Source organism: Limnobacter sp. (assembly GCF_036846585.1).
Taxonomy (GTDB): domain Bacteria; phylum Pseudomonadota; class Gammaproteobacteria; order Burkholderiales; family Burkholderiaceae_B; genus Limnobacter.
Genome location: NZ_DAIUBR010000004.1, coordinates 147711 through 165233 on the forward strand (window position 1 = coordinate 147711; position 17523 = coordinate 165233).

The 17523-nt window shown below is 52.1% G+C and carries 18 protein-coding genes, 1 tRNA gene and 1 pseudogene; 13 read left to right on the forward strand and 7 right to left on the reverse strand.

Annotated features, from left to right (window positions below; genetic code table 11):
• Positions 1-58: 58 nt before the first annotated feature.
• The 3 genes from V7028_RS03595 to V7028_RS03605 all read right to left on the reverse strand — a co-directional run bounded on the left by V7028_RS03595 (position 59) and on the right by V7028_RS03605 (position 2158).
• A complete protein-coding gene (locus V7028_RS03595; RefSeq protein ID WP_334118732.1) occupies positions 59-664 on the reverse strand; it encodes a TetR/AcrR family transcriptional regulator in 606 nt (201 codons plus the stop codon).
• Between the two features lie 502 nt (positions 665-1166).
• Complete coding sequence (locus V7028_RS03600) at positions 1167-1970, reverse strand: IS3 family transposase (protein WP_334118733.1); 804 nt, start codon at positions 1968-1970, stop codon at positions 1167-1169.
• Between the two features lie 38 nt (positions 1971-2008).
• Positions 2009-2158, reverse strand: coding sequence for a hypothetical protein (locus tag V7028_RS03605; protein WP_334118734.1), 150 nt, complete (start codon positions 2156-2158; stop codon positions 2009-2011).
• 103 nt (positions 2159-2261) lie between these two features.
• Here V7028_RS03605 and V7028_RS03610 point away from each other — a divergent pair, with 103 nt between their 5' ends.
• Both V7028_RS03610 and V7028_RS03615 read left to right on the forward strand, forming a co-directional pair.
• Complete coding sequence (locus tag V7028_RS03610; protein WP_334118735.1) at positions 2262-2495, forward strand: alpha/beta hydrolase; 234 nt, start codon at positions 2262-2264, stop codon at positions 2493-2495.
• 332 nt (positions 2496-2827) lie between these two features.
• Positions 2828-3163 (forward strand): annotated as a pseudogene (locus V7028_RS03615) (cyclophilin-like fold protein).
• A gap of 134 nt (positions 3164-3297) precedes the next feature.
• On the opposite strand, the gene V7028_RS03620 reads toward V7028_RS03615, so the two are convergent.
• Complete coding sequence (locus V7028_RS03620; protein ID WP_138517603.1) at positions 3298-4203, reverse strand: LysR family transcriptional regulator; 906 nt, start codon at positions 4201-4203, stop codon at positions 3298-3300.
• Positions 4204-4331: 128 nt separating this feature from the next.
• Between V7028_RS03620 and V7028_RS03625 the strand changes: the two genes are divergently transcribed.
• The 7 genes from V7028_RS03625 (at position 4332) to V7028_RS03655 (ending at position 10376) form a co-directional block, all read left to right on the forward strand.
• On the forward strand, positions 4332-4790 hold the full coding sequence (locus V7028_RS03625; protein WP_334118736.1) for a (2Fe-2S)-binding protein: 459 nt from the start codon (positions 4332-4334) through the stop codon (positions 4788-4790).
• Between the two features lie 12 nt (positions 4791-4802).
• Entirely contained in the window at positions 4803-7010 is a 2208-nt protein-coding gene (locus V7028_RS03630) for a xanthine dehydrogenase family protein molybdopterin-binding subunit (protein WP_334118737.1), read from the forward strand.
• 12 nt (positions 7011-7022) lie between these two features.
• Positions 7023-8045, forward strand: coding sequence for an XdhC family protein (locus V7028_RS03635; RefSeq protein ID WP_334118738.1), 1023 nt, complete (start codon positions 7023-7025; stop codon positions 8043-8045).
• 13 nt (positions 8046-8058) lie between these two features.
• A complete protein-coding gene (locus tag V7028_RS03640) occupies positions 8059-8670 on the forward strand; it encodes a nucleotidyltransferase family protein (RefSeq protein WP_334118739.1) in 612 nt (203 codons plus the stop codon).
• Between the two features lie 306 nt (positions 8671-8976).
• Positions 8977-9052: transfer RNA gene (locus V7028_RS03645), tRNA-His, on the forward strand.
• Positions 9053-9171: 119 nt separating this feature from the next.
• Positions 9172-9579, forward strand: coding sequence for a TM2 domain-containing protein (locus V7028_RS03650; RefSeq protein ID WP_334118740.1), 408 nt, complete (start codon positions 9172-9174; stop codon positions 9577-9579).
• Between the two features lie 239 nt (positions 9580-9818).
• Positions 9819-10376 carry a hypothetical protein gene (locus V7028_RS03655; RefSeq protein WP_334118741.1) on the forward strand — a complete coding sequence of 186 codons (558 nt, stop codon included), beginning with the start codon at positions 9819-9821 and terminating at the stop codon, positions 10374-10376.
• A gap of 5 nt (positions 10377-10381) precedes the next feature.
• Here V7028_RS03655 and V7028_RS03660 read toward each other — a convergent pair whose 3' ends face one another.
• Complete coding sequence (locus V7028_RS03660; protein WP_334118742.1) at positions 10382-11614, reverse strand: NADH:flavin oxidoreductase/NADH oxidase family protein; 1233 nt, start codon at positions 11612-11614, stop codon at positions 10382-10384.
• Between the two features lie 127 nt (positions 11615-11741).
• Here V7028_RS03660 and V7028_RS03665 point away from each other — a divergent pair, with 127 nt between their 5' ends.
• From V7028_RS03665 to V7028_RS03675, 3 genes are all read left to right on the forward strand, one after another.
• Positions 11742-12185 (forward strand): MerR family transcriptional regulator, encoded by a 444-nt coding sequence (locus V7028_RS03665; RefSeq protein WP_334118743.1) that lies wholly within the window; start codon positions 11742-11744, stop codon positions 12183-12185.
• Positions 12186-12252: 67 nt separating this feature from the next.
• On the forward strand, positions 12253-12531 hold the full coding sequence (locus V7028_RS03670; protein WP_334118744.1) for a Fic/DOC family N-terminal domain-containing protein: 279 nt from the start codon (positions 12253-12255) through the stop codon (positions 12529-12531).
• On the forward strand, positions 12515-12856 hold the full coding sequence (locus V7028_RS03675) for a hypothetical protein (RefSeq protein ID WP_334118745.1): 342 nt from the start codon (positions 12515-12517) through the stop codon (positions 12854-12856). Before V7028_RS03670 ends, V7028_RS03675 begins: the two co-directional genes overlap by 17 nt.
• Before the next feature lie 58 nt (positions 12857-12914).
• Here the strand turns inward: V7028_RS03675 and V7028_RS03680 are convergent, their stop codons facing one another.
• Positions 12915-14036, reverse strand: coding sequence for an enoyl-CoA hydratase/isomerase family protein (locus V7028_RS03680; protein WP_334118746.1), 1122 nt, complete (start codon positions 14034-14036; stop codon positions 12915-12917).
• A 116-nt stretch (positions 14037-14152) separates the two neighbouring features.
• The gene (gene katG / locus V7028_RS03685) at positions 14153-16360 is read right to left on the reverse strand and encodes a catalase/peroxidase HPI (RefSeq protein ID WP_334118747.1); all 2208 of its coding nucleotides are present in this window, start codon (positions 16358-16360) and stop codon (positions 14153-14155) included.
• Between the two features lie 542 nt (positions 16361-16902).
• Here katG and V7028_RS03690 point away from each other — a divergent pair.
• On the forward strand, positions 16903-17505 hold the full coding sequence (locus V7028_RS03690; protein ID WP_334118748.1) for a QcrA and Rieske domain-containing protein: 603 nt from the start codon (positions 16903-16905) through the stop codon (positions 17503-17505).
• Positions 17506-17523 lie beyond the last annotated feature (18 nt).

Here is a 17523-nt window from a genome sequence, read left to right on the forward strand (position 1 = left end):
TAAAAATTACAGTTATTAGACCAGTCGGCTAGTGTTCGGATAAATAAAAAGATCGACCTCAAGCAAGTCCCAGTCTCGCTTTCGTGGCATTCATGGCGCATTCCAGGGCTGCACGCGTGCGGCCTACCTTGGTCAAAAGCGTTGCGCCTATCCACATATAGTAGATCTCTGCCGTGACAGTTTTTGCATCGAGGTTGGCAGGGAATTCACCTGTGCGTATACCTTGTTCCACGCAATGTGTGAGGCACGCTATTACCCTGTCGGTGCCATTCTTCAACGTAATACGCATGGATTCGGAAAGATCCGTCACTTCTGCGCTCAATTTAACTACCAGACATTTATCCGTTGTGGCATCACTTGACTGCGTATCCAGCCAGAACTGGAAAAATCCCAGCAGTCGGCTGGAATTAGTGCTGCCGTCATCTTTAAGCATGCGCTCTAACATCTGCAGGTAGTCGTCAAAATAGTCTGCGAGTAAGGCGTCGCCAAACTGCTCCTTTGACTTGAAATAGTGATAGAACGACCCCTTGGGCACGCCTGCAGTGGAAAGTATCTCGTTGAGGCCGACCGCAGCAAAGCCCTTGCCGAGGATGATGCCCTTGGCTATATCGAGGATTTGCTGACGCGTATCGCCAGACTTTATGATTGGAAGTTCATTACCCATAAGTGCATTATTGCATTAATTAGACCGGTCGTCTAGTTATGCCATTAAAAAAGCTTTCAATTTACTTTGCGAAAATCTAAAAAGAATTTGCTTGGGAAGAGGATGAATGATAAATCTCTAGTACTTGAAAATTCACAATTCGCTATATTTTTTATTGGTATGGGATTCATTGGTTTTGTAAATCTTCATAGGTTATTATGAAGGTCAGCTTTGGGTCAAATACAGTCCTTTTTCACAAAACTAGTCAAGTCGGCTCTGGCCGAATACCAGACACATAGCATTGCAGTACAGATAGGCAAGATTTACAAGTGAAGACGTCTAGTCAAGCGATGTGCAGGGTTATAAGGGATACTTTTTATGTCAGTATTCCGGTGAGGTAATCTAAAATTTATAAGTAAAGAATCTGCAGTTCACAATCAGAGTTGGGGCCAGAGTTGAAGGTTGTAGCCAGTAACACCTACATACATCGTGGACTCGCCCCCGTATTACAGGGCCATCGGTATTAGTTAATTGACCTCTGCTTTTCCCGGAATCTCCGGGGAGGCAGGTACCCCAAAGCACTGTGAGGGTGCTTTTCATTGTAATGCTCAAACCACATCTTCAATTCACGCATGACAGTTTGCGAGTCAGGCCGATTGGCCAGACGAGCATAGTCACGTTTGAATGTCTTCACAAAGCTCTCGGCCATACCGTTGCTTTGCGGGCTTTCAACCGGCGTTCTCACGGGTTTGAGCCCAAGTTGGGTTGCAAAGGTTCTCGTTTCAATGGCGGTATAACAAGAGCCATTATCCGACAGCCATTCAATGGGAGTTTGCGCCGTACTGCCCGCGCCAAATCGGTATTCCACTGCTTGCATCATCAAATCTCCAACCAGGCCAGCATCAATGCCTTTGGTGGTTGCAATCCAGCTCATGACCTCGCGGTCACAGCAATCCAGGGCAAAGGCCACTCGAACTTTCTCACCGTTGTCACAAGCCAGTTCAAACCCGTCCGAACACCAGCGGGTGTTGCTGGTTTGAACAGCCACTTTGCCGTCGTGCCTGCGTGTATCCCTAGGCTTACTGCCATGCCGAAACAACAGCAAATTGTTGTCTCGCATCACGCGGTAAACACGTTTGTGGTTCACCATTTGTGGGCTCCCATCGATACCCTGAAACTTCAGAATCGCCCACACGCGGCGATAACCGTAGGTGGGCAAGTCTTTGGCAACGGTGATGATGTCACTCAACAACTGGTCGTCATCAGGCCTGGGTGGCGCTTTTCGACGGTCAACCCAATCAGCTTTTCTGGTTCTCAGAGCGGTCATGTGACTGCGCGAAACGCCAAGGACGAAACAGACCTCTCTTACTGGTCGTCCCCGGGCAACAAGGGCGAGTGCGCAATCCACTTTCGGCTTTTACCATACTCCACGGCTTCCTTGAGAATTTCGTTCTCAAGTGTTTTGCGGCCCAGCGCAGCTTCCAGTTGTTTGATGCGCTTCAAAGCTTCTTTCATTTCAGAAGCTGGCTACCATGATTTCTACAGAACCCCGCGCGGTTTCCATCCGCGAGCGATCAATTCGAACAGCTCGTGGACGCTCACGACTCCGCTGTCGTTTATGAACATGCCGATCCTGACCTACATTGCTGAAATTTCGCCGCGACCGATCCTGTTCATCCACGGTGAGAAAGCACACTCGCGCTATTTCAGCGAAACTGCGTACGCAGCTGCGGCGGAGCCAAAAGAATTGATGATCATTCCTGGAGCCAACCACACGGATCTGTACGACCGGGTTGACATTATTCCTTTTAACAAGCTGACGGCGTTCTTCCGTGTTCACCTGAAGAAGTAGAGACGACGGCAGCATGAATTGGCCACGGTAGGAGGTGCTATCGGAATTGCGGGACGAGCTGTTGCAACTGCAATTAATGTGAGATGTTCGCGCTCTGAGTTGAGATAAATGCTCGCTACATCTCCTTAATGTTGAATGACAGCGTCTGCCCGAATACGTAACTGAAAAAAGGAGATGTAGAAATGAACTACAAGTGTCGAATCTCAAGCCTGCGCGGACTGAGTTTACTGTTAGGAATGCTGGTGGTTAGTGTATGCCGAGCCGGGGCACCTTCCGAGTCCGGTAACGCGATCATTGGAGTCTTTGAGAGTTCTGAGAAATTGCCCATGTGGATGACTATTAACGAACAGCGATTTGCCATCACTCTTGCCGATAACGATACCGCGCGTGCATTCGTCTCGCAGTTTCCGCTTACGCTGGATATGGAAGAGCTGAATGGCAACGAAAAACATGCCAAATTACCCACATGATTGCCCACACATGCGAGCCGTCCTGGAATCATCCGCAATGGCGATCTCATGCTCTATGGGAACGACACGCTAGTTGTTTTCTATTCGACCTTCAATTCGATCTATTCCTACACTCGGATTGGTCGAGTGGATGACACTGCAGGCCTGGCCGAGGCCCTGGGTTCGGGAAATGCAAGACTTACTTTTTCAAGACAGTAAGTTATCGACAATACAGTCCTCGGGTTGCCTGGTAATCGCTGAGCAACGAAAGCAAGTACCGCTAATGACACCTTCGTAGTTCCCAAACTTTCAGCGCAATACCGAGTCGCTTGTGTGTCTGAACTCGGTTGAGTTCAGGACGGCCGAACTTTGCTAACCATGTCAATGAAAGCGCGTAACTTCAATTGTGCTTGAGTGCGAGCAGGAAAGTACAAATACAAACCCGAAGTTTTGGGAATGAATTCACTGAGTACGGGTACCAAGCTGCCTTCAGTCAATTCTCGCTCGACCTCGTACTGCGCCACATAGGCCAAACCCAAACCCTGTCGGGCAAAGTTGATCAGAATATCCCGGTTATTCACCACCACTGGGCTTGGTACATCCACAAAAAACTGCCGCTTGCTGCGAACAAACTCCCACCGGTGAAAGGTGCCACTGGTCACGAAGCGGTACATGATTGCATCGTGTTGCTGTAAATCCTCAGGTTTTGCTGGTTTGCCATTGCGTTTGAAATATTCCGGGCTTCCCACCACATGAAAAGCCAAATCGGGAGTAAGCCGTACACCAACCATGTCTTTGTCTACCGACTCGCCCAAACGAATACCTGCATCGTAACGACCCTCCAGCAAATCGGTAAGGCCTTCATCGATCGTGATGTCCAGTTTCACATCGGGGTACTTCTGGCGAAACTCGGCAACAATGGGTTCGACCAAATAAGTGCAGGCCGATCGTTTCATATTAAGTCGAAGCGTGCCGATTGGTTTGTCGCGAAACTGGCCAAGAGCGGAGATTGCCTCATCAATTTCCTGCGTAGCGGGCTGCAGGCGCGAGAACAAAGCCTGGCCAGCTTCAGTCAAAGCAACTTTGCGAGTGGTCCGCTGAAACAACACCACGCCATGGCGTTCTTCCAACACCCGGATCGCCTTGCTCACCGCCGTGGGGGTAATGCCCAATTGTGCAGCGGCCAAGGTAAAACTGCTGTGCTCGGCTACAGTTAAAAACACCGGAATGCCGTCCAGCAGATCTTTATCGAGCACCATGAACAATCTCCATTCTGAACCTAATGTTAATAACCAATACACCATATCCGCCTTTATCTTGATAATCAAGGGGGCTAGACTGTACCGATATGTGCACTGCAACATTTTTAGGGTATCGGAGGTGGTGAATGGTTGATTTTGTATTGAATGGCAAAGTCGTCAGTGTGGACGTGGATGGCGACACCCCACTGCTTTGGGTGCTTCGCGATGACCTGGACATGACGGGCACAAAATTTGGCTGCGGCATGGGCCTTTGCGGCGCTTGCACAGCACATGTAGATGGTGAGCCTGTGCGCAGTTGTTCGACGCCAGTGTCCACCGTGGCTGGTAAACAAGTTAGCACCATCGAAGCCATGCAGAATCACAAAGTGGGATCGGCTGTTCAGGCAGCCTGGCAGAAGCTCGATGTCGTGCAGTGTGGTTATTGCCAGTCGGGGCAAATCATGTCGGCCACAGCTTTGCTGACCAGCAACCCAAAGCCTTCCGACGATGACATCGATGCAGCCATGGCAGGCAATGTGTGCCGCTGTGCCACCTATGTGCGCATTCGTGCGGCCATTCACGAAGCCGCCAAAACATTGGCTTAAGGAGAAACATTCATGAGCATCGTTACCAACGTTTCTCGTCGCGATTTTTTGAAAGCCGGCGCCGGCCTGACACTCGCAGTCAGCATTCCCTCCGTGTTTGCCAGCAACAAACTGAAAGCAGGCGGCCCGGGCCAGGCTGGCAGTGCTGTTGAAGCAGGCAACTTCGCTCCTAATGCCTTTGTGACAATTGGTAGCGACAACACAGTTACTGTTATTTCCAAACACCTTGAAATGGGTCAAGGCGTGTATACGGGCCTTGCCACCTTGGTTGCAGAGGAACTGGATGCCGATTGGTCCACAGTCAAAGTGGAGGGCGCAGGCGCTAGCACCAAACACTACAACAATCTGTTCTGGGGTGCGCAAGGCACTGGCGGCAGTACCGCAATTGCCAACTCATTTGAACAAATGCGTACCGCAGGCGCCACCGCCCGGGCCATGTTGGTGAACGCTGCCGCTGCACAATGGAAAGTACACGCTCGCGAAATTTCAGTGAGCAACAGTGTTGTGTCGCATGCGAAAAGCAATCGCAAGGCCACCTTTGGCGAGTTGGCTGAAGCTGCCAGCCAGCAATCTGTGCCTGGTGAAGTAACGTTGAAAGACCCGAAAGATTTCAAACTGATTGGCAAAACAGCACCCCGCAAAGACAGTACTGCAAAAACCAACGGCACTGCAATTTTTACGCAAGACATGAAACTGCCCGGCATGCTGGTGGCTGTTGTTGCCCACCCGCCCAAGTTTGGCGGCACCGTGAAGAAGGTTGATGACAAAGCTGCGCGCGCTATCCAAGGTGTATCGGACGTGGTCACCATTCCCAGTGGCGTGGCCGTTTTGGCCAGCAATTTCTGGACCGCGAAAAAAGGTCGTGATGCACTGAACATTGAATGGGATTTGTCCAAAGCTTACAACGGTAGCAGCGAACAAATTACAGCTGACTACACCCAACTACTGGGCAAGCCCGGCACGGTTGCGCGGGAAGATGGTGACACCAAAGGGCAATTTGCGCGCAGCAATCAGATTGTCGAATCCGACTTTCACTTCCCTTTTTTAGCGCATGCCTCGATGGAACCATTGAACTGCCTGATTAAACTGGACAAGGACAGCGCGGAGGTCTGGAATGGCGAACAAATGCAAACCGCCGATCAGGCTGCTGTGGCCGCAGTGTTGGGCCTTGACCCCGAAAAAGTGAAACTGAACATGCTGTATGCCGGTGGCAGCTTTGGCCGCCGAGCCAACCCGCAAGCGGATTACCTGGTTGAAACGGCACACATTGTGAAAGCCATTGGCGGAAAAGCGCCGGTGAAATTGGTGTGGAGCCGGGAAGACGACATGAAAGGCGGCTACTACCGCCCGGTCTATGCCCACCGCTTGCGCGCAGCATTGGGAAAAAATGGTTTGCCAGTGGCCTGGGAGAACCGCATTGTTGGCCAGTCAATTGCCAAAGGTTCGCCCTTTGAGGCAGGCATGGTGAAAGACGGCGTGGATGTAACCTCGGTCGAAGGGTCATCCAACGTGCCTTACCAAATTCCAAACATGCTCGTGGATTTACATACCACCAATGAACAGGTTCGCGTACCCATTCAGTGGTGGCGTGCCGTGGGTTCCACCCACACTGCCTACGCCACCGAAGTATTCGTGGATGAACTGGCCGTTCAAGCCAAACAAGATCCGGTTAAATATCGTGAGGCCTTGTTGACTAAGCACCCCCGCCATGCAGGTGTACTGAAACTGGTGGCTGAAAAAGCCGGCTGGAACAAGCCACTCGTAACTGCAGCCGACGGTGCCAAACGTGGACGCGGCATTGCTGTACATGAATCGTTCAATAGTTTTGTGGCTCAGGTTGTTGAAGTAACAGTTCAGAAAGATGGCAACTTCAAGGTAGACCGCGTGGTGTGTGCCGTAGATTGCGGTGTGGTAGTAAACCCCGATGTGGTGAAAGCACAAATGGAGGGTGGTATTGGTTTTGCCCTGGCCGCCGCACTGACTGGTGAAATTACCTTGAAAGACGGTGAGGTGCAGCAGTCGAATTACCACGACTACCCAGTGTTGCGCATCAACGAAATGCCCAAAGTAGAGGTACACATGGTTCAGTCTGGCGAGAAGCCAACCGGCGTGGGTGAGCCGGGCGTACCACCTTTGGCACCCGCGCTGGCCAACGCCTTGTTCAACGCGACCGGCAAGCGCATTCGCAAACTGCCGATTGCTGAACAACTGAAAGCATAAAGGAGCCGCAGCATGGAAAGTCTTGATCTTGAAGTGTTGCAGCGCGCGCACCGGTGGCTGGAAAATGGTCATCGCGTGATGCTGGCCACTGTGGTGCGCACTTGGGGTTCTTCCCCCAGACCACCGGGCTCGTTGCTGGCGTTGCGTGAAGATGGCCATGCCGTGGGCAGCGTATCGGGTGGCTGCATTGAAGACGATTTGATTGACCGCCTGTTGAACAAGGACGGCTTTCCGGCACAGCCCCAGCTGGTGAGCTATGGTGTTGGCGCTGAGCAGGCCCGGCGCTTCGGTTTACCCTGTGGCGGCACCATGGAGCTGGTGCTTGAACCCCTGGCTGCAGCCAATGAATTGACGGAATTGTTGAATGCGTTGAAAGCCGGAAAACTGGTGCAGCGCGGCCTGAATATCAAAACAGGCGACAGCAAACTGGAGCCCTCCCACCCTGAACAAGGCTTGGTGTTTGATGGTTCCACCTTGATCAGTGTATTCGGCCCACGCTATCGTTTGTTGCTGATTGGTGCTGGTCATTTAAGCCAGCAACTGGCGCGCATGGCGATTGCACTCGATTTTGCTGTGACGGTATGTGACCCACGTGAAGAATACGCCGATGAATGGAATGAACCCGGCACCACATTGACTCGCGACATGCCCGACGACGTTGTCATGGCGATGAAACCCGACGCACGCATGGCCGTGATTGCCTTGACCCATGACCCCAAGCTGGATGACCTCGCCTTGATGGAGGCCTTGCAAAGCCCCGCATTTTATGTGGCTGCGCTGGGTTCGCGCCGAAACAATGAAACCCGCCGAACCCGCCTTCTTGAATTTGGCGTAAGCGAGGAACAGGCTGCAACCTTGCGTGGCCCGGCCGGTATTTATATTGGAAGCCGCACCCCTGCTGAAATCGCAGTTTCAATTGCCGCCGAACTGGTGGCCATGAAAAACGGCGTTGCTGGCGACAAGGTATTGAATGTGGCACAAGCCAAAGCTGCGCTTGAAGTGGCTGCTGACACCTTGAGCGCCTGCGCAAAATGAAAAAGCCCGGGCCATGATTCAGGGCATTTTATTGGCTGCGGGGCAGGGCCAGCGCTTTGACCCTAGCGGGGAAAAAGACAAGTTGCTGCAACTTCGCGCCGATTCTGGCAAGCCTGTGTTGTGGCATAGCGGCAGCGCCATGTGCAAGGTGCTGCCCGACACGCTGGCAGTCATTCAAGGTCACCAGCCCGGGCGCGTGCACTGCCTGTTCGATGCGGGCTGCGAAGTCTTGATCAGCCCGGAAGCACAACAAGGTATGGGCAGCGCCTTGGCCGCGGCTGTAAAGCATTGCCTTGAGAAAAAGCCTGGTATCACTGGATTTGTGATTTCATTGGGAGATATGCCGTGGCTACCCGTTGAAGCCATTGCACTGGTACATGCTGAACTCTCGAAAGTGAGCGCACAAGAGTTACATGCTGTGGCGCCATACTTTCAAGGCAAGCGTGGGCACCCGGTGGGGCTGACGCGTACATGGGCGGGTTCACTGCTTGCATTGCAGGGAGATATAGGCGCAAAAAATTTGCTACGCGCTGCGAATATGCTCCCGATTGAGTGGCCAACCGCGGATGTGTTGCAAGATGTGGATGTACCGGAAGATCTGAATTATTCAAGTCGTAGAGATTAAATTTGAATAAAGTACACGCATCGTGGAAAAGCGTCTGAATTCAAAGGCGAGCCGATGCTCGCAGCTGGCTGTTTCGAGATGAGTTTTTAACGGTAACTGCTGATGCTATGTTGATGTTAAACGACATTATTGGCATAGATCCCAAGAGTTAGAACCTTGCTGAGAGCACGCATTTACGCCATTTGAAAACTAACTGTGTAGTTTTCTACACAGTTACGTGTACCAAACTTCTAAGGGGTCGGGGGTTCGAACCCCTCCGGGCAGGCCAAGAATTTAGATCAGTTGGATTCAAACCGGTTTACGGTGGCGGTGTTAGCTCAGTTGGTAGAGCAATGGATTGTGATTCCATGGGTCGTGGGTTCGAGCCCCATACATCGCCCCAAATAAAATCAAGGACTTAGCGCTGTGGGGTGCTAGGTCCTTTTTGTTTTTGGTGCCTTGTTGATGAGCCTGCCCACTGTGTTATGTTTGTAGCTGACTTTTAAAAAATAAACTATTCACATGATTAAAGACAGCAACAGTCACAGCATCGTCATTGGTTACATTCTCTGGATTTTTGGTTTCATGGGCGCACACCGTTTTTATTACGGTCGACCTATTTCCGGCATCATTTGGTTCTTCACTCTTGGCCTGTTTTTAATTGGCTGGATTGTGGACTTGTTCCTGATTCCCGGCATGGACAAAAGCGCTGACCGCCGCTTTTTAACCGGCCCCATCAACTACAACATTGCCTGGGTGTTGCTTACTTTCCTGGGCGTTTTCGGCATTCATCGTTTTTATCAGCGCAAGTGGATTACAGGTTTGATTTACTTGTTTACCGTGGGCCTGTTCGGCATAGGCATTATTTACGACTGGTGCACCCTGAACGACCAAATCGATGAACTGCATCGCGATGGAACGTTGAGCTAGGGCGGCCACTTTTCATGTCAATGCACACCCATTGCGTATGCCCTTGCATCACGGTGGCGTGGTCGCTTTCGCGCACAACCTGGTATTGGCGTGCCACGCAGCCATAGCCCAATTCCACAAAGTCTTGAAACGTCGGCCCAAGGTGCTTTGAATGAAGCGCCGCAATGGCCTGCATCCACACCAGGTAAATGGTGTTGTTGGTGTGGTCGAATTCATCGAGATGTAACCGAATTGTTTTATTGAGCAAAATTAGTTTTGAAACGTTCTTGTTATCCCTTGGAGTTGTCGTGGCAATTTTCAATTTTCTCACTATTCGACGTGGTTTGATCTTCGTCTCTCTCTTGGCTTGCGTTAACGTGCAGGCCAGCACCTCATGGGAAAAACTCAATGGTGAAAAGTCGATCATGCTGACCAACACCTTGGATGAAAAAATCCAGATTGGCACCGTGGATTTCAGGTCTGTGGGCGCTGACTCGAAAACTTTCAAAATTACGTTAAAAGAAGACACGATGAACGAATATTTTCTGGCCATGCGACCGTTCAAGTGTGTGGCAGGTGCGACCCAGCAATACTGCCTGTTTCCAGTCAGCAACGAGCCGTCCATCGTCACGGAGGACGATTTCACCACACTGGAATATCAGTTGATGTTCATGAAAACCAAGCCAAACGCTTTGCATATCAATCCGTTCCGACTCGGTACCTGCAGACCGCCGGCTTCGACCGATCCGCGCTGTGGATTTGCAGGCCGTGCAGCCACAATCAGCATGGATGCCCATGCTGATTATTCGCTGATTTAAATGCCTCAAGCTGATTGCCTTGCCATCCACGCCTTGTACTTTTTCGTTCTCAGCTGTGTATTAACAAGCTGCGCCACAAATGCGTAGAAAGGGTGAACGTTTGCGTTCGGTGTTTTGCCTTTGCTCACGCGCCGCAACTGATGTTTCACCATGGCCATGTAGGCCAGTGATGCAAGAACCTTGTTTTTCCATGTCACGGTGCGCAGCATGGGGGCGCTTGCAAGGCCGCTTTGCCATTCACGTGGCAGCTTTGGGTTCAGCGACAAGGCGGTGGCAATGCCCACCATGTGGATGCCGCTGTTCAGCACCTGTTCCACCACGGGCAGGCGGCGTACACCGCCGGTCACCATGATTGGCATGGTTGCAACGGTTGCAATGTCTTTGGCGAATTCCAGAAAGTAGGCTTCGCGCGCAAGGGTGCGGCCATCGCGGGCGTCGCCTTGCATGGCGGGGGCTTCGTAGCTGCCGCCCGACAATTCAATCATGTCCAGGCCCAACGGGTTCAGCATGGTGACAACCCCCTTGGCTTCTTCCTGGCTAAAGCCACCCCGTTGAAAATCGGCAGAATTGAGTTTTACTGAAACGGAGAAAGTTTGGCCTACTGCTGCGCGAACGTCTTTCACAATGTCCACCAACAGGCGGGCGCGGTTTTCAATCGAACCACCCCACTGGTCGTGTCGCTTGTTGGTAATTGGCGATAAAAACTGGCTAAGCAGGTAGCCGTGCGCAGCGTGAATTTGTACACCGTTAAAGCCGCTTTGTTCGGCCAGCACGGCGGTGGTCACAAAGCGGGCTTTTACCTCTGCAATGTCGACCTCGGTCATGGCTTTGGGCACTGTAAACTGTTTGGAGAATTTGCCCATGTCCAGTGCCACGGCAGAAGGCGCCACCGTGACTTGTCCCATTGCAGCCTGCATTTGACGGCCAGGGTGGTTGATTTGCATCCACACCTGTGCACCTTGTGCACGGGCCACCTTGGCCCATTGCTCGAACCTTGCCTTGTGTTCGGCGTTTTCCAGCACTACACCGCCAGGGCCTGTCATGGCGCGGCGGTCTACCATTACATTGCCGGTAATCATCAAGCCCACGCCGCCTTCGGCCCAAGCCCGGTACAGACGAATCAGCTCATCTGATGGTGCGTGGTTTGAATCAGCCAGATTTTCTTCCATGGCGGCTTTGGCCAGCCTGTTGATGATTTGTGTGCCGTTGGGCAAAGTAAGTGATGTAAAGGTGCTCATGTCGTTTTCCATGTGTTCGATGGAAACACCTTAAGATTAAAGTTAACTTGAAGGTCAAGTACTTTGTTGACCCTCAAGCGCACTTGAAGCTTAAACTGATGCTTGTTTACATCGTCGAGAGTGCGCCATGAAAATTGGAGAATTGGCCAAGCGAAGCGGGCTGACCCCCGCCACCATTCGCTTTTATGAATCCAAGGGTTTGATCACCGCAGTGGATCGCAAGGCAAACGGATACCGTGAATACCCGGCCGAGGCGCTGGCTGTGCTGAGCATTATTTCAAATGCCCAGCAAACAGGCTTTACGCTGGATGAAATCAAGCAGGTGATGCCAGGTAATTTGTCGCAGTGGAAGCACGATGAACTGATTTCAGCGTTGACCAAAAAAATTGCAGACATTGAGTCGATGCAGTTGCGGTTGGCGAAAAGCAAATCTCAGCTGAAAAAACTGATTGTGATGATTGAAAGCAAACCGGATGGTTTGGCTTGTGATGACAATGCCTTGCGGGTGATGCAAAGCATGGGCATTGCCGGGGCGGTTCAACGGATCAGTCTGGGGCAATTCAAAGCATGAGTGCCTGAATCAATACATTAAAGCGTACTTTAATATAAGCGGCTATATTCAAGAATTCTTTAATAGCATGCGTCAAACTGGCTTTTACATTACTTCCACCACCTTGGGCGAGCCCTTTCAGGCTTTTGTTCCCAATCCCTTGCCTCCAGCTTCACCTGCATTGGATTCCGCGTTCTTTGAAGAGAAGAACAAAGCAGCTGAGCTAGCGCTTGCACGCCTCTCAGGTGTAGCGGGATTGGTTCCTTCGGTGGATTGGTTGCTTTACAGTGCTATTCGAAAAGAAGCGTTGATGACGTCTCAAATTTTCACTATTGGTGAAAATTGCGCTTGTGCATGCTCAGTTTGAAACAATTCATCCGTTTCTTGATGGCGTGGCTGCAGCAGCAGTACAGGTCGAGCGTGGCTTTGTGGCTGTGGTCAGTCTGATTGCTGCCGATCGTCGAAAGTTGTTGGAATCACCTCGAGCCACCCCCATGGTTTATCGCTTGTTTGAAAGTTTGCCCATGATGCCTCGCTTCAATGTGGAGCAAGTAAAGCTGAAGTTGAACGCCAGTTTTCCGACAGCAAATGCTGCTGTGTCCGCACTTGAAGCGCTGGGCATTGTGTGGTGGAAGTCACAGGGCAAAAGAAGCATCGAGCCTACAGCTACAAGGCCTATATCGATTTGTTGAGCGATTGATTGCTTTGCATTTAATTGAAGGGTTTTAATCGGCGTAATGCGCCGACATGTTAGTGGGTCTCCCCAAGATCTTGCAGTGGATGTAAGCCGTTGAATCTCGGTTTCAGAATGTCGGTGATCTCATCTGCTGAAACTTCATCCGCTTTTGTATGGCGCCACTTCGGTATTTTGTCTTTGTCCACCAGCAAGGCGCGCACGCCTTCTGGAAAATCAGGATGAACACAACAGCCAATCGAGGCTTGGTATTCCAGGCGCAATACATCGGCCAAATCGGCACCCTCGTGGCGCTTCATCAATTCAAACGAAAGCGCTGCCGAGGTGGGTGAACCATGCGCATACGCCTGCGCGGCCTTGGCCAGCCAGGCGTCATCGCTTTGTTGAAGCGCACGCAGCGCGCGGTCAATTTCTGCCAGCGTGTCGTGGTTCATTGCTGCATCAATTGTGGCGGCGTGTGTGTGTAACAAAGGCGTGGGCGCGTCCATTTCAAACTGTGTCAGCAATGCGGACAACACCACGCTGTCGGTTTTCAAATTGCCTTGCCAGTGGGCTTTTTCGATTGCCGCCAACACCAGCGAAAACTGATCGTGTGGAACTACGGCTTCGGCCCAATTGCCCAGCATTGCATCGCCTGCATTCACAATGGCGCCGGTTAAAGCCAGAAACAAACCGGTGCGCCCCGGCATGCGGTGCAAGAACCAGGTGCCAGCAACATCGGGGTACAGGCCGATGTGAATTTCCGGCATGGCAATGCGTGCATTGGGGCTGACCACGCGGTGCGAAGCGCCCACCATCAAGCCCACGCCGCCGCCCATCACAATGCCGTGTGCCCAGCACAATATTGGTTTGGGGTAGGTGTGAATGCGGTAGTCCAAACGGTATTCTCGTTCGAAAAATGCTTCTGCTTCTGGCGGCACATTTCCCGCGCCCGCGCACTTTGATGCGTGGTACAGGCTGACCACATCGCCGCCTGCGCAAAATCCTTTGTCACCTGCAGCACCCAACACCACACCTGCGACGGCATTGTCTCGTGCCCACGCTTTCAATTGTTGGTCGAGCAGGTCGATCATGGGCAATGTGAGCGCATTCAAGGCGGCCGGATTGTTTAACATGGCATGGCCAAACAGATGGCCGCTGGCAGTTTTGATTGTGCTGAAAATAACGGGAGCTGACATGGGCGGGTGTTTTTGCTTTTAAACCGGACCGCAAAAGATACACCGAAATAACGCCCAAACAAAAAGGCCCGGTGTTTTCACACCGAGCCTTTTGGACTACTTACTGCTTGAGCAAATTAATGGTGCAGATCAAAACGGTCTGCATTCATTACTTTGGTCCATGCGGCCACGAAGTCGTTCACAAACTTCTTCTCGGCATCTGCACCGGCATACACTTCGCACAAAGCACGTAATTGCGAGTTTGAACCGAAGCACATGTCGGCCAGTGTACCTGTCCACTTCACTTCACCTGTTTTCCGGTCGCGGCCTTCCAGCACGCCGTCTGCGCTGGTTGACTTGGTCCACTTGGTGCTCATGTCGAGCAGGTTGGTGAAGAAGTCAGTGGTCAGTGCTTCCGGGCGCTTGGTGAACACACCGTGCTTTGCACCGCCTGTGTTGGCGTTCATGGCGCGCAGGCCACCCACCAGCACGGTCATTTCAGGTGCAGTCAAACCCAACAGGTTGGCTTTGTCGATCAAGCGTTCTGCGGCTTTGCTTTCCAGGCCTTTGCGTGCGTAGTTGCGGAAGCCGTCTGCGGTGGGTTCCAGCACTTCAAATGCTTCCACGTCAGTTTGATCTTCCGTTGCATCGGTTCGGCCCAGTGCAACCGGCACAGTGATGTTGTGGCCTGCTTTCTTGGCAGCGGCTTCAACACCCGCAGCGCCAGCCAGTACGATCAGGTCAGCCAGGGAAATTTTCTTTCCGTTGCCACCGTCATTGAACTGTTTCTTCACATTTTCCAGTTGCTCCAGCACCTTGCCCAATTCTGCAGGGTTGTTGGCTTCCCAGTTTTTGTGGGGATTCAGGCGAATGCGTGCACCGTTGGCACCACCACGTTTGTCGCTTTTGCGGTAGGTGGACGCAGAGGCCCAGGCTGTGCGCACCAGCTCGGCAATGCTTAAGCCACAGCCCAATACTTTGGCTTTCAAGGTTGCTACATCTGCATCGTCGGCCAGCTTGTGGTCAACTGCGGGTACCGGGTCTTGCCAGATCAAGTCTTCTTTGGGTACCAGTGGGCCGATGTAACGTGATTTCGGTCCCATGTCGCGGTGGGTCAGTTTGAACCATGCGCGTGCATAGGCATCGGCAAACTCGTCCGGGTTGTTCAGGAAATGGCGAGAAATTTTCTCGTAAGCCGGGTCCATGCGCAGCGCCAGGTCGGCGGTGGTCATCATGGGGGCGTGGCTCTTGTTGGGGTCGTGTGCGTCCACAACAGTGCCTGCACCTGCACCACCTTTTGGCTTCCACTGGTGTGCACCGGCTGGGCTCTTTGTCAATTCCCAGTCGTACTTGAACAGGGTTTCCAGGTAACCCATGTCCCACTTGGTGGGGTTGGGTTTCCAGGCACCTTCAATACCGCTGGTGATGGTGTCGCCTGCTTTGCCGGTACCGTGCTTGTTGATCCAGCCCAAGCCCTGTTCTTCAACGGGTGCGCTTTCAGGTGCGGGGCCCACCAGCGCTGCATCGCCTGCGCCGTGTGCCTTGCCGAATGTGTGGCCGCCTGCAACCAGCGCCACGGTTTCATAGTCGTTCATCGCCATGCGGGCGAATGTTTCGCGAATGTCATGCGCGGAAAGTTTGGGGTCGGGGTTGCCGTCCGGGCCTTCGGGGTTGACGTAGATCAGGCCCATCTGCACGGCGGCCAAAGGGTTCTCAAGGTCGCGCTTGCCGGAATAGCGGCTGTTTGGTTTGTCGCTGGTGGCCAGCCATTCGGCTTCAGGGCCCCAGTACACTTCTTCAGGCTCGTACACGTCTTTGCGGCCAAATGCGAAACCAAAGGTTTTGAAGCCCATGGTGTCCATGCAGTAGGTGCCAGCCAAGGTGATCAGGTCGGCCCATGACAATTGTTTGCCATACTTCTGTTTGATGGGCCACAACAGGCGGCGGGCTTTGTCCAGGTTGCCGTTGTCGGGCCAGCTGTTCAAGGGGGCAAAACGCTGCATGCCGGCACCAGCACCACCACGGCCATCGGCGATGCGGTAGGTGCCCGCAGCGTGCCATGTCATGCGCACAAAAAATGGACCGTAGTGGCCGTAATCAGCTGGCCACCAGTCTTGGGAATCTGTGTACAACGCTTTCAGGTCGGCCAGCAGGGCGTTTACGTCCAGTTTTTTGACTTCTTCCACGTAGTCGAAGCCGTCGTCCATCGGGTCGATCAGGGGGGAATTCTGGTTCAGGATTTTCAGGTTCAGTGCGTTGGGCCACCAGTTTGCGTTAGTGGGTGTGCCGGCAATCGCTGTTTTGGGACCATCGCCCGTGAATGGGCATTTCGCTTCGTTAGTCATGCTTCTCTCCTTGTTGCCGTTAATTCGTAACTGCTGAATTCAGTGTAGGGATCGGAATCCTATCGATCAAGTTGTTTTTATAAATTTATGCTATAGGCTATGCCAATGAACATTGTTTGCCCGCAGCATTTCAAGAATATGTCTGTGGCGCTTTGCAGTAAATACTTAAGGTGACAAAGCCTTGGTTCAGGCTTCTTGTGGTGTGCAATACACCCTGCTGGCGGGCACTTATAAAGCGCCCACCGCAGTGTTCTCCAATTTTTCACTGGTCTGTTTAAGCCAATCGCCCTCGATTTTTTCTGTAAAAACCACTATGGATAACACCAATTCTTGCGAATTTTATTAATATAATCGACGTTATTGTTTTCCATAAGTTGTTGATTAATAAATTATTGTGTTGTATTTGTTTGAGTTCAGAGTTCAATGGTTTCAAAAAAATACTTGAACTCCGAATTCAGAATATATATATTAAACCCACAACAAAAATATAGCTTTCTCGCCCCCCAAGCGGGCACCGCATGAAACAAGGAAGGAGATGACACATGCAAAAAGAGAACAATTGTTGCGCCTGTGCAGGAGCGCAACCTTTTGATGATTCACGCCGCAGGGTGTTCAAAATCGCTGCAGCCGGTATTGCCGCCGGCTTTGGTGTTACTCGCAATGCCAGCCAGGCGATGGCCGAGGCCGCAATTGATGGCCCGGTGGCAGGCGACTTTCTGGTTGATGACAATGCTGAAGGCGAAATCAGGCCGATCACGCTGGATGACCTTGCCCCACTCAAGCCACTCATTGTTTACCCGCTCAATCCAAAGACAAACAAGCCCAAAACCGATTCCCGCTTGAATCGCATTGTGTTGATTCGCATGAACAGGGCTGATTTTAGTGATGAGTCCAAAAAAGTTGCTGCGGGCGATGTGTTGGCATTCTCGTCGATTTGCACGCACCAGGGTTGCGATGTGAAAACCTGGATGTCGGCGGACAAGGCATTGGCCTGTTTTTGCCACGGCTCGAAGTTCCAGCCGCTGGATGCCGGTGCCGTGGTTGTTGGCCCCGCCACACGTGCCATGCCCGTGCTGCCCATCCGGTTGGACGGCAAGAAAATTGTGGTGGCCGGCGGGTTTAAGACACCGCCGGGCGTGGGTTGATTGCCCTCAGTTGTATAC